At 35.1% G+C, this 12,357-nt stretch carries 13 protein-coding genes; 4 read left to right on the top strand and 9 right to left on the bottom strand.

The genetic code is table 11. The features are described from left to right. Positions 1 to 72: 72 nt before the first annotated feature. Positions 73 to 624 carry a TetR/AcrR family transcriptional regulator gene (locus AWH49_RS08500; RefSeq protein WP_280512817.1) on the bottom strand — a complete coding sequence of 184 codons (552 nt, stop codon included), beginning with the start codon at positions 622 to 624 and terminating at the stop codon, positions 73 to 75. Between the two features lie 267 nt (positions 625 to 891). Next, the gene (locus AWH49_RS20320; protein WP_169815983.1) at positions 892 to 1,038 is read right to left on the bottom strand and encodes a hypothetical protein; all 147 of its coding nucleotides are present in this window, start codon (positions 1,036 to 1,038) and stop codon (positions 892 to 894) included. 491 nt (positions 1,039 to 1,529) lie between these two features. Between AWH49_RS20320 and AWH49_RS08495 the strand changes: the two genes are divergently transcribed. From AWH49_RS08495 to AWH49_RS20695, 3 genes are all read left to right on the top strand, one after another. Next, positions 1,530 to 2,339: an ABC transporter substrate-binding protein gene (locus AWH49_RS08495; RefSeq protein WP_082862730.1), complete on the top strand. Its 810-nt coding sequence runs from the start codon at positions 1,530 to 1,532 to the stop codon at positions 2,337 to 2,339. 96 nt (positions 2,340 to 2,435) lie between these two features. Beyond that, positions 2,436 to 3,185 carry a helix-turn-helix transcriptional regulator gene (locus tag AWH49_RS20700; RefSeq protein WP_082862729.1) on the top strand — a complete coding sequence of 250 codons (750 nt, stop codon included), beginning with the start codon at positions 2,436 to 2,438 and terminating at the stop codon, positions 3,183 to 3,185. Positions 3,186 to 3,270: 85 nt separating this feature from the next. After that, positions 3,271 to 3,834 (top strand): ABC transporter substrate-binding protein, encoded by a 564-nt coding sequence (locus AWH49_RS20695; protein WP_342341785.1) that lies wholly within the window; start codon positions 3,271 to 3,273, stop codon positions 3,832 to 3,834. 558 nt (positions 3,835 to 4,392) lie between these two features. On the opposite strand, the gene AWH49_RS20960 is transcribed toward AWH49_RS20695, so the two are convergent. From AWH49_RS20960 to AWH49_RS08470, 6 genes are all read right to left on the bottom strand, one after another. Then, the gene (locus tag AWH49_RS20960) at positions 4,393 to 4,515 is read right to left on the bottom strand and encodes a hypothetical protein (protein WP_280512814.1); all 123 of its coding nucleotides are present in this window, start codon (positions 4,513 to 4,515) and stop codon (positions 4,393 to 4,395) included. A 142-nt stretch (positions 4,516 to 4,657) separates the two neighbouring features. After that, entirely contained in the window at positions 4,658 to 4,834 is a 177-nt protein-coding gene (locus AWH49_RS08485) for a hypothetical protein (protein WP_157723690.1), read from the bottom strand. Between the two features lie 317 nt (positions 4,835 to 5,151). Further along, positions 5,152 to 8,337, bottom strand: coding sequence for a biotin/lipoyl-containing protein (locus AWH49_RS08480; RefSeq protein WP_063965337.1), 3,186 nt, complete (start codon positions 8,335 to 8,337; stop codon positions 5,152 to 5,154). 38 nt (positions 8,338 to 8,375) lie between these two features. Then, positions 8,376 to 9,068: a coiled-coil domain-containing protein gene (locus AWH49_RS08475; protein WP_063965336.1), complete on the bottom strand. Its 693-nt coding sequence runs from the start codon at positions 9,066 to 9,068 to the stop codon at positions 8,376 to 8,378. Between the two features lie 513 nt (positions 9,069 to 9,581). Next, positions 9,582 to 9,698, bottom strand: a complete 117-nt coding sequence (locus AWH49_RS19085) for an SMR family transporter (RefSeq protein ID WP_342341784.1) — start codon at positions 9,696 to 9,698, stop codon at positions 9,582 to 9,584. A 325-nt stretch (positions 9,699 to 10,023) separates the two neighbouring features. Further along, entirely contained in the window at positions 10,024 to 10,266 is a 243-nt protein-coding gene (locus tag AWH49_RS08470) for a hypothetical protein (protein ID WP_211268388.1), read from the bottom strand. Positions 10,267 to 10,617: 351 nt separating this feature from the next. Between AWH49_RS08470 and AWH49_RS08465 the strand changes: the two genes are divergently transcribed. Further along, positions 10,618 to 11,151: a TetR/AcrR family transcriptional regulator gene (locus tag AWH49_RS08465; protein ID WP_034285078.1), complete on the top strand. Its 534-nt coding sequence runs from the start codon at positions 10,618 to 10,620 to the stop codon at positions 11,149 to 11,151. A 104-nt stretch (positions 11,152 to 11,255) separates the two neighbouring features. Here AWH49_RS08465 and AWH49_RS08460 read toward each other — a convergent pair whose 3' ends face one another. Continuing rightward, on the bottom strand, positions 11,256 to 11,774 hold the full coding sequence (locus AWH49_RS08460) for a GrpB family protein (protein ID WP_063965334.1): 519 nt from the start codon (positions 11,772 to 11,774) through the stop codon (positions 11,256 to 11,258). Between the last annotated feature and the right edge of the window lie 583 nt (positions 11,775 to 12,357).

Here is a 12,357-nt window from a genome sequence, read left to right as displayed (position 1 = left end):
AGCTATAATCTTAATTTCAAATTTTCAAAAAGAGACCGATTGGTATCTTTTTTATTTTAAAAAAAGACGGCTCTACTGCCGTTCGTGAAAAATTGTTGAAAAGTAATGATTTAAATAATGATGAATGGATGTAATAATTTGTTCATCTTTTTTTAGTTTATATAAAACGAGCGCACCTTCCAATATTGAGATGATGAATATACTTGCCTCATTGGGGTTTACAAATTCTTTCAACTCATTAGATTGTAAACCTTTATGAATAATATTGGAAAGAAAATCCTTGAGGTTATCCATTGCTTGATCAATGTAGTCTATAAAAGTATTACCTTCCAAATCATCCATTTCGGTCGCAGCGTTGAAAATTGGACACCCTCCAACAATAGGTTTATTTTTACTTAAATCGAAGAAAGCCTCTACAAACGCATTTAACTTTTCTTTTGTATCTTTACAAGGTTCCACCATTTTTACAAAGTGTTGGTGCATTATTTGTACAGAGAATTGAAAAGCTTCGATCATTAGTTGTTCTTTATCTTTAAAATGACGATAAATCCCGCCTTTCTGTATACCAGTTTCTTTTATAATGTCATTCATTGACGTAGTCATATAGCCTCGTTGATTAAAAATGAATGAGGACTTTGCAATAATATGCTGTCTTGTTAATTCTCCTTTTTTAATAAGAATGTCCTCCTTTTAAGGTCGTCTACAAAAGATACCGAATGGTTTCTTTTATTTTAACAGATTCTTTATTATTGTAAATAATGAATTTTAATATTTATGATTAATTTTTGTAAAATAGCTCTAATCAGGAATTGCTTACATGTTATATAATTTTTTAATTCAAGTGTGTAATGATAATAAAGTTGTTTATTTCTTCTTAAATTAACGCCCCAATTAGAAAAATATAGAACTAATTAATTCAAAAAACTTTGTCATTATGACAAATGGTACTCCTACAATCAATACACCAGCAATGAGATAGCAAAAACTTTTAATAATATCAAAAATTGCACCAGCAAGGTCATCTATAAATTTAGCCATCTGTATTACCTCCGTAATCTATCCTCAAATTGAATAACTCTATTCTGATCCATTATACATTAATTGGTAAAAAAACCAATAACATGTTTGTTGCAGTGTCGGCTTTTAATTTTTTAAAGAACTTTATTGTGTTTTAAACGACTTTATTATTTTTAAAGAAATTTATTATTCGTGAACACATTAAACTAACAGTCCCATCTATTTACTGCACTAAGTACTGTCAACTAAGTGGTTTTTGTACAAAAAAAATTCCTATGTTTATTTTTGTCCATTGAAAGGGTAATTTTTTTATTCTATTCTATCATCAATAGATAATGATTTTGATTTGGAGGTAATATAGGATGAAGAATATGCGAATAAGCGTATTTTTCTTTTATGTTTTACTGGTAGTAAGTACATTGGCTGCTTGTAGCACATCAAAAGAAACAGAGAATAATGATTCTGTGTAAACTAAGGAAAAGACTAGCCAAACGCGGGTTTATAAAGACTATATAGGTCATAAGGTCGAAATCCCAGTTTCACCGGAGCGTGTTGTTTATCATGGAGAGAATTACGGCGACCTTTTACCTCTTCATATAGAACCAGTCGGTGCTCTCTATTCTTGGATTACAGATTATGTATTTGAAGACCAAGTAAAAAATGTAGAAGATGTTGGATTTCCTATCAATACAGAAAAAGTTTTAGAGTTAAATCCTGATCTTATCATCATAGCTACACCTGATGAAAAAGTTTACGAAGAACTTTCTAAGATTGCTCCAACTGTAGTATTAGATACATTTGCTCCTATTGATACACGGCTGATGGAACTTGGCGACATACTTGGAAAAAAACAAGAAGCAATAGATTGGCTTGCAAACTACGCAAACAAAGAAGAAAAGATGTGGAAACAGCTTGTTGATGAGGAGGTCCTGAAGCCAGGAGAAACAGCTTCTGTGTTTACCTATTATCCAGGAAACCGATTATTTATCATGGCATCAACAGGGCTTTCACAAGTTCTTTACCATCCCAATGGATTTAGACCAGGGGAGAAAATCCAGCCAATCCTTGATGAAGGAGTAGGATTTGAAGAAATTTCTTTAGAGCTTCTCTCAGAATATGCAGGCGATCGAATTTTTATCCTTACTCCAGAATCTGAAGAAGCAATTCAGTCTACAAATGATATGATAGACAGTGCAATATGGAAAAGCCTACCTGCCGTCAAAAACGGAAAAGTCTATACGATAGAAATTGAAAAAAGTTCTAGTGATGCAACGACTAGAGAATGGCTATTGGATGAGCTTCCTTCCATGCTAAAAAAATAAATTTAACGAGTCACTTCACCTTTAGTTGAAGTGGCTCTTTTTATTTTATACAATAGTAATTGATAATCGTTTTCACTTGTAATAAGGAGAGAAACCATGGATAACCAAAAGAGAATTTCCCCTTTTTCATCCTTTCTTTTTCATTTAACTCGGATTGACTATGTTACTTACTCGACGCATTTGAAGTTTCAAAGTATCGTTACTCTACAGCATACCATGATTATTTTTATAAATATCGAAAATGGAACATTAACGATTGACGATAAATCATGCTTTGCGACAAATGGCAAGGTTTTGTTACTAACACCAGGATCCGTTATAGAACTGACTGATGTAGATAAACAGTTTAGTTTTTACCAACTTACATTTACAGTCATTCAGTTAGGTCAGCAGGAGCCTTTTCGTTACAATGATAAATTATTTTCTAATCAGCTAGAATATACCATTCGTCCATTTTCACCATTTAAACATATTGCCAAGGAGCTTTATAATTTGCAAAGTGATGAAGGCAATCAAAGTTACTTTAAACAACAAAGTCTATTCAATGAGTTACTTAGCATGTTATTCGAACATCAGCTTCAAACAGAACAATTAATAGACACTACAAAAACAGTGGAACAAACGATTCAATATGTACAACAACATTATGATCAGCAACTAACGGTTAAACAATTAGCAAGTATGGCACAAGTAGCTCAATGGCACTACAGGGAAATTTTCCAAACAATAACCGGGCAAAATCCCCTCGATTATTTAACAGAGCTACGGATAAAACATGCTAAGGAGCTACTCCAGCAAGAGTATGGTCCATTTATAAAAATCTTGTTCCATATGTTCAAGATGTAGCATTCCCAATTGATGTAAATAAATCCTCCAAACTAAAACCGGACTTAATTATTTTTACAAATTTTGATGAGCAACTATATAAAAAATATCTACTATAGCTCCTACAGTAACCCACAATTCTTGGGCTACTCTCGAGGAACGGATTACAATATTAGGTAAGTGGCTAGGTAAAAGTCAAGAGGCTGAAGATTGGCTTACACACTTTAATAGAAAAGAAGAAATGATGTGGCAGCAGCTTCAATCCCTATTAAAACGTAATGAAACTGCATCAGTTTTTATATTTGATCGAGGACGACGCTTATATGTAATGGGATACACAGGCCTACCAACCTCTCTTTATCATTCTTCCGGATTTCAACCTGGAGAGCTGGTAAAAAAAATAATTGATGCAGAACAAGGTTATAAAGAAATAACGCTAGATTTGATACCCGATTATGCCGGAGATCGGATTTTTTTGCTATTGCCTGAAAACCCATTATCGAAATTAGCTACAATGGAATTGATGGAGAGCCCCTTATGGCATAGCCTGCCTGCCGTTAAAAATGGACATGCCTATCTAGTAGATGCAGTAAAGTGGAATTCCAGCGATGCCTTCACAAGGGAAAAATTAATGGGAGTATTACCTCGTCTACTTGGCCAATCACCCTGAGTAAGGAAAACAGATCCAATATTTAAGAATACATTCGCACAGAATTATGATCTAGAATAGCGAAAACAATACTTTTAGAAGCATCTATATAAAGTGAAATTTTGCTCAATGGGGGGGGCTTAACCCCCACTGAGTGTTAGTCCTGTTACGAGCAGATATTATCCCACCTATCTTATTTTGTTTATTCAGAAGCTTGAGTGGGATTCTTACTACTTGTTAATAACAGATAAAACATTTATTCCTTAAGAGAAGCTGCTTCATGCTTTTTTGTGGTCTTATCGATTGCAGCCCTACTTTCTGACTATCGCAACGTTTTTATGTATGATAAAAGTATCTCCATTCGATTACAATTATACATAGAGGTGTTTACATTGGGTAAAGAAGAATATGTAAAATATCAAAATTGAAGTAAATGTAACTTTGAAAAAAAGTTTGATCAAATTACCGCTATAAACCTTAATACAAGAGCAAATAGAAAAAGCGTGTTTTGAAAAAAGATTGATCAAAACACGCTCTCAATATATTCCATTTAAGCACTCACTCTTTCTGTATGGCCTACTAAGCAACGTCTGCCCAACATAAATCAGATTCAAGTGAGTAACCTTCTTTGATCATTTTCTTTATAACCTCTTCCTCCGAAAATTTACGGACAAAGATTTCATTTTTAATAGCGGTATTCATAATTGAAGCCCTCCCTTTTTTTGATGTGGATGCATAACGTCCATAATCGGACTAGCGATGTTTTTTTATAAATTATTTTTGAATTTTGCACAATGTTAAACTTGTATTAAAAAAGGAAATCCCATGGGGATCTCCTTTTTCATCATTTTAAAAGCGTTTGAAACTCAATCTCCGCTTTGCCTAGCTTCTCTGAAAGTTCTTCCTCAATCACTTCTTCAAGGATAGAGGACAACAAGAGATTTTCCTGCAATTCATTGTCTAATTCATTTTGAACATACGGCACACCAGTTACAATGACTTCATGCTCTCTAATGAACAAGTTCAAATTCTGCGGGTGTTTCAGCTTTTCCTTTTCTTCATACGCATGGATCGCACGGCTGATAAACTTATCGAGGTTTCCACCTCTTGAATTGAATCATATTCAGTCATTCTTGTAATTCCCGTAGCCTGACAATAAAAAGTAAAACGAACACCTGACATAAGTTTCTCGGTTCTGGTGCAACTGTCTTGAAGTTTTTGCACCAGAACCTAAAAGTCTGCTTTAAATTGTTGGTCCGCCAGCAACCCGTTTACCAGCTGTTGTAGCTTCTGGAAATTTTGAAAAATGAAAAGTTGCATAGATCTTTGACCGAACCATCAGTTCAACTCCACTTTGGTTATTTCACTTAAATAGGCCTCGTTTAAAATCGAGTCTTCATACGCGACGACATATTCAAGAACAGTTGGACTTACCCTTCGAATGTAAACAAAAGCCGAATCATCTACATACTCAATTCGGAGCTTTTTCCGCTGGATTTGCTTAATACCAAGCTGATTTGTGCTGGCTTCCGGCAGGCTCGTATAGTAAATTTCAAAATCTTCTTCCGACGCATCAATGAATAAATGCCATTTGTTATAACTTTCTTCTCGGTCAATAATCGTTTTAAATTTTCCCTTTTTCCCCATACCGAGAAAATACTTGAATTTCGCTTCATCATTCACAATGTTATGGTCAATAACTTTTATCCTTCCACCTTTTCTGCTCTGTACCAGCCCAAAGGCAACCCCCGTCTTTCCAGTCGGGCTCCCTAGGACATGTCTGTCAACAGATATGCCTCTTTCCTCTTGTTTGAGATAAGCGGCATCTGTCCCTAGTGGTGGAAAGATTTCAAAAAGATTATCAGAAAACTCATTCAGCTTATGGATGTTCTGTGCTTCTTCTTCTATGAATCTGTTAAACAAATTAATGACGACAGGAGATTTACTTGAATTGCCCGCAAGCAGAATATTTACTTTATTGATTTTGCTGGTCTCCGATCGATCAAAAGCGCGGCGTAAGGAGTCAAAGAAATTTTTGATCCCCTTTTCAATTCTTTTCATAATAACTTGTTCCATTTCCTCTTTATCGACCAGAAGTTCTACATTCGGTTTCGATTGGCCGGCTTTGTCAAATAGGTCTACTCGAATCATTCCTTTTTCAAAATGTTCTTCATACCCTTCATGCCTTTCCCAGAGAGGCCTTAATTCTTCTACCAGTTGTTTTGTATTTAATTTTGATTCTTGTGACTCGTTAATCAATATTTCACTTCCAGGAAATTTCGTGCATTCTAACGGGAGGATAAAGGATATGTTAAGCTCGCGCATCGTATTTTGGTTCTTTTTAAACACTTCGAATGCTAAAAGTTCTAATATATTTTCTCCACCTAAGTAACGGTCTCCGCCCGCTGCAAAATGTTCAATTACATAGTCATATCTTCTTTCCTTAAGGCCAGCTTCACGCCAAATACCAAAATCAAAATCCGTTGTCCCCCCACCAAAATCAAACACGCCATAAAAAGTTTTTTCATCCTCTTCTGGTTCAAATCCATATTCTTGTAAAGCACAAATGGCGTATGCGGCGGGTTCACTTGCACCGCCCGTTACACGAAATTTTTTCATAATTTCTTCGTCTTGCTGGATCGGAATAGGAAGCGTCTTTTTTAACCCACGTTCAAAACTTTGAAGAATTTTTTCTCTTACCTCTCTTTCATACGTGACAGGGAAAGATAATGTGTAGTCCAGGTAAATCCCATTATGCTGATTGTTGATATATAAACCGAGATAGTAGGCATATAACTCAATGGGGTTGATTTCCTGATCTGTTAAGTTCAAAAAAGATGGCAGTATGATATCATATCCCACCTTGTCTTTTAATCTAAGATGTTTCTTCTTGTCTCCGGCCCATTGCTTTAAATCATTCAGTATTGAATAATAATGGTCACTTTTGCCATTCATTAAGCTATTAAAAGCGGTATGGGAAACAGTGACATCCTGCCACACCGTGTCGGGTCTTCCTGCTTTTTCTTGATAAAGCTCAAAAAAACTTACTAAATCAATAAATTCAATCACTGTAGGGTTTTCATAATGCCAATCTTTTACTTCATCGTTAAAGTAACCAACACCAACACGCATAGGAAGGGTGAAATCATTTTCTTCTTGATGAACTACAACTGTACTTTTTGTACCAAAATCAATTCCTATGAGGCCGCCATCTTTAATGTCCATCTTAGGGTTTCTTGCCATTATTTCATCGTTCAGTTTTATAGTTAAGGGTTTCTCTTCAGTAAGGTATGGCCACAAATCCCAATGTCCTCGGTTTGGATCTGTTAACATCTTTTCATCATACCGATCGATGTCAGCCCTTACCTTTTCAGAGTTTAAAAGTTTCTCAAGATATGACTTGGAATCGATACGGGTTGATGAAAGTTCTTCATGAAAGTCATCATGATCTAAGTCCTTTAATCGATATAACGCTAGCAAATAATCATAAGCCTCTTGATGTTCTCCACTTAATTCACTCGGTACTAATCCATTTTTCAACCATAGATGCAGAGCCATTTTGTCACTGATCTCAGAGCTGTTTTTTCCGTTTAGGCGGAAAATAGGAATAAAAAACCCTTTCCCCAATGATTCGGTTTTTTGATTCACTACATCAAAACTTTTAATGTCGTACTCGTTAAATTTGAATGCAATTGATTTATCTGAATTCGTTGTTGCATTTGTAAAGAGCCTTGAAACGGAAGGGTTTTTACTCATGTAAGAATCGTGTAAGGCTAATATATCCTTAAATATAGGATGATCTCTCGTATCAAAACTTTTCCTGACTTCTTCATATGTCATAGCGTCGCCTTCAAAGCCTGAAAAGTCCAGGTGCTTTTTGTAGTCAAAATCCTCGTCCATTAACTTATATTGAGCTCTATACGGAAATAAGGCTGCAATGCTATGGTCATAGACAACGTTTACATTGCTCATATAAACCCATCTAGAGCTAAGAATCTTTTTGATATCTTGAAAAAGGCCCGATTCGTCTGTAAAAAAAGTTTCTTCCGCTACCCGATATAAATGGCTAATTAAGGATCTCATTTCTTTATAGGTCATTGAAATGGAGGAAACTGGCATTGTTTGTATGTCAGGTGAATATTGAATCTGCATCTCGTTGTTATCCATTAAATGAATAGAACTCCCTCCCGAATTTTTTTCATCCAAACCTGTTACTCTATCGAGGGTTTTTTCAACAGTTATTGCTTTTTTTTCTTCCACTTTCATTAAGGATTCTACTAATATAGAATCACCGGATTCCATATTACCTACTACATCACCGATCCTAACTAAAGCTCCTTCAGCTACATATAATTCTTTAAGGATGCCTTCTCTTTCTGAAAAGAGATCAAGGCGGATCTCCTCGTTGCTAATTTCTGCTAAATAGTCGCCCATTGCAATATAGTCTCCAGGCTGTTTGTACCATTGCACAAGTAAAACTTCTTCAATACCTTTCTCAAGTTCAGGAATTATAATCGATGTCATCCCAATTTCTCCTTCTTTGTTCTTCTATTTATTGCCCGTTATATCTTTACAATTGATTTTTTTATGATTTTACCATTAATGCTTATGTACCCTGGTAGTAGTATTTCCGTGATGTTTCCAGATATTTTGCTATCGCTGGCCCTTATATGTAGATCTTCTCTAAAGACATCATTAATTTGCACTTCCTGCGTTTTATATAAAGGGGTATCATACGTTTTACTGTAAGCTTGAAAGAAATACCGAAAAATAGCAATCAAGGTTTCTCTTTCGTGCTCCCTACCTTCCATTGCCTCATTTTTAATGAAATCCCATAGAGATGAGATATTTTCGTATTGCACACCACAAAAAATAAAATCTTGCACCGTTGTACCTTTAAAAATTCTTTTTAATGAGTTTCTTGTTTCTTCCGATAAGTGCTGAATAGAATTGTAAAGTTCTTCTGCTTCTTGATAATCTGCCCTTCTTTTTTGCAATTCATAAAGATAGGAATCGATCTTTTGATTTAGCTCGTTGATCTTGATTTTGTAGTCAATGATTTCCCTCTTTTTTGAGTCAAGCTCTTGTTGGAACCTTGCAATTTCTTCTTCTTTTTCTTTCAATAACTTGTTGGTTTCCCTCGTTTGATTAAATGTGTCGGCTTCTATTATTTCATTTATCTTTTCAATGATTCTTTCGTCTTGGAGGGAAATCAGCAGTTCATCAATAAAACAATCATCGGCTTTTTTATTCATTTATGTACTCCTATTAAGGTTGATTAACCAATACTGATATGTTATTTTAATTAAAATATGCCTGTTAATATTATATTGAACAAGAACTATTATTTCACTGTGAAAATATACCTCATTGTGTTATAACGGTTGGTTCTTCATCTTGATTCCTAAGTTTGGTTGTGACAAAATTAAAATTATGGATGAAATCACTAGTCCTTCTTTTATTTAATGCCCTTTACCTTCTAATCCTAGTTCATCTTGCGAAACCGAAACTAAGGTGATCAAGTTTTCTTTCATCGAAGGGATTGGGTTATATCCTACTTGGGAAACAGTAGTACCGCAAATCCTTCTTTTGCTGATTACTTTCTTAAAGACTTTTGGATTGTGCGAAATAAAAAAAGAAAAATGAAGCAGCTGTATTAAATTGGGCTACTTCATTCTTTAGAGCTTTATTAGTCTGTCAGTAAGGTGTTGGACTCTCATAACGAATTGTTCGTAAAAGGATAATGTCACTAAGGTCAAACTAAGTCCTTAGAAAACAAAAATAGAGATAGAAGGGATCAGTTTTGTAAGACCCTCTGATAACTTCATTGACGTTGCTCCTATAATTCCTATGAAAATACCTAAAATAAGCAAAATCCACCCCATGTTATTCCCCTTTTCCTAACCTACTCTTTTTGAAATGTTAAATGAATGATCGATGTAGAATATCATTGTATATTCACTGTTGATCCTATTCCCGGGCTACACCTTAAAAGTGAGAAAAAGCCACCTCAAGAAGTTCCTCTTTGAGGCGGCTCTTATCCTATTCAACGGATCCAACTACCAACATCTCATATTTTAGTCACATATGACCTAGCTATAGTCAGACATATTGAGGACATTACAGTGATTCCAATTATTGATAAATAGGGAGCAGATGCAAAGCCCCAAGACTCGCTTATTTCTGGCATATAACCCTCTCCTTTTTTAATTAGATAATTCCTGTATCCCGCATTCGGTCTTCACCAAAACTTGTTAGTGAATATTTAAATAATACCTTCCCCTTACTGAAGTGCTCACCAGTGTCTAACTTATCTTCATTCGTTTCGATCAGCGCTCCCGAAAACAAATCTGTTAACGCGACTCGTACGCTGCCCATCGCATAGGCACCATTCAGCTCGTACTCTTTAAGAATTTGTTTGGCTATATCATAATCCCATATTCCTCCGTCCAATCTTCCCGTGGTATTCTCTCGTATGATTTGCAAGATTCTTCCCTTGAACAGAGGTTTATCAAGTATTTAACTTGTTATTATTTTGTAACATATTCCATAAGTAGTAGTTTATTGACTAAAATCCTTCCAGACGGTACAGTGAAAGGTATACTAAAGCTTTTTTCTTCTATTATTGAAGAAGCCTTTGTTAAAGTAAGGGGTCGAATGGAGTGACAAATTGATAATTATTTTAATTCTTCCTTTATTTTTAATTTGACCTTTTGCATGATGCCCAAATGTCAGGCGTCAACATCTTTTCTACTGAATGTTTACAATAAATCATGAGTATATCATCTTGGAGGATTGATCATTTTGAAAGAAAACACACTGGAAAAAGAACTGTTAGCTGCCACTTCTCGTATTATAAACACGCAAGGAGTTAGCCGCTTAACACTGGAAAATGTCGCACAAGAAGCAGGCGTTAGCAAGGGCGGGCTATTGTATCATTTTCCGAATAAAAAGGCATTAATTATGGGTGTACTTAACCAGATTATTCAGCGATATACAGATAGTTTCCTCACCCCTTCGAACCAAGATACCGATCCTGGAGAAACCTTACGTGCATATATTGAAGTGTCGCTTAAAGATCCGCAACAAATGACTTCTGGATTGTTAGCAGCTATGACTTCGGATCCCGAGCTATTAGCACCTTTTCAGGAACATTATGAGCTTTGGCAAAAACAGATTGAAGAAGATGGTGTGGATCCTGTCATAGCAACCATTATCAGGCTTGCAGTAGATGGCTTGTGGTTCAGCGATATGTTTGGTTTGGCACCTATTCAAGATAATCTTAGGGAAAATGTACTGAACGAGTTGCTTACTATGACAAGGGTAAAAACAGATTGACCCTTGTCATAGAAGGGGTACAGGCATATGCCCATCAAGCTAAGGTAAATTTGTATACTCAAAGCGAAAAACGCTCTTCTTTTTCTAATAAGTGAAAATTAATATTAACGGACAGTCCAATGCCATTTAATAGCGTCTTTTTCAACACTTTTGACAAAATCGTCCTTCCCGTCGCCATATCCATCAATATCATTTGGATACTGTTCGGCAAGTTTGCTCTTTAATTCCCCATACTGTATGCAGACTTCTGGGTGTTCGCGAAGGTAATCTCTAAATGCTAAGTGCCTTTCAATTTCTTCTATGTTGTTATATTGAAAAGCGTGAATTTGGTGAGTACGATTATCTCCACCTTTGCGGAAATACCTTCTTCCAGTGATCCCGAATTCCCCCATAACTTCATATCCAATATCTTGAAATTGGTTAGAAAACAAGTCCAATTTATTAATATCATTGACTACAAGTAAAATATCAATAATTGGTTTTGCTTTTAGACATGGAACTGATGTACTTCCAATATGAAAACTATTCACCAATTCTTCTTGAAGGATAGTCCTAATAGACTGTTCTTCTTTTTGATATTCACTGCTCCAATTCTGATTATAATCTACAACTTTTATAATCATTAGATACACCCCATTCTTTGAATTTTATTTCGTTTGATTAATTTTGTGCATCGTGTCAGATTATAAAAAAACTAATGCATTGTCAATGGTGTTTTTCGTTTTTTTATTAGACTATTTCAATTCTTAACTCAGTAACAAAAAAGCTACTGATTTGTGAATTTCTGCACTTAAATTAACGGGGGCTTTAACAAAAGAACAGACGCAGAAAGAGGACTTTCTTGTAAAGTCCTCTCTTTTTAATATTTGTAGCAACAATCTTTAAGAACATAGCCTTTCATTTTAATGATAAAAGTAATCTTCAAAAATTAACTTAATACGACTTCTTTCATTTTCCTATTAAACAAACTCCGGTTTTTCCAAATAAATTGAACAAATGAAAAAGCATCAGTAAAAATGTGCAGTGCACTTTTAATGATGCTTGATTTCAAGAGATATTTCGGAAGCCGAATATAGAACAAACGCGCCCTTTTTATGTCTAAATTGTGAGCTCATCTTGTACAAGAGAATAAAAAACACTTACATCATAGGAAATAATTTTGTTATAGTAGTAAACAGACCGATCGGTATGTTAGGAGGAATAATC

The organism is Domibacillus aminovorans (genome assembly GCF_001643235.1).
GTDB classification, from domain to species: Bacteria; Bacillota; Bacilli; order Bacillales; family Domibacillaceae; genus Domibacillus; species Domibacillus aminovorans.
This window is presented reverse-complemented; position numbering and strand designations above follow the sequence as displayed.

What these genes read in the sequence shown, in the direction of transcription:
- AWH49_RS08460 (WP_063965334.1), bottom strand. Translation starts at nt 11,774, where the DNA reads ATGATTATAAAAGTTGTAGATTATAATCAGAATTGGAGCAGTGAATAT.
- AWH49_RS20320 (WP_169815983.1), bottom strand. Translation starts at nt 1,038, where the DNA reads ATGGCTAAATTTATAGATGACCTTGCTGGTGCAATTTTTGATATTATT.
- AWH49_RS19085 (WP_342341784.1), bottom strand. Translation starts at nt 9,698, where the DNA reads ATGGGGTGGATTTTGCTTATTTTAGGTATTTTCATAGGAATTATAGGA.
- AWH49_RS20960 (WP_280512814.1), bottom strand. Translation starts at nt 4,515, where the DNA reads ATGAATACCGCTATTAAAAATGAAATCTTTGTCCGTAAATTTTCGGAG.
- AWH49_RS08480 (WP_063965337.1), bottom strand. Translation starts at nt 8,337, where the DNA reads ATGACATCGATTATAATTCCTGAACTTGAGAAAGGTATTGAAGAAGTT.
- AWH49_RS20700 (WP_082862729.1), top strand. Translation starts at nt 2,436, where the DNA reads ATGGATAACCAAAAGAGAATTTCCCCTTTTTCATCCTTTCTTTTTCAT.
- AWH49_RS08475 (WP_063965336.1), bottom strand. Translation starts at nt 9,068, where the DNA reads ATGAATAAAAAAGCCGATGATTGTTTTATTGATGAACTGCTGATTTCC.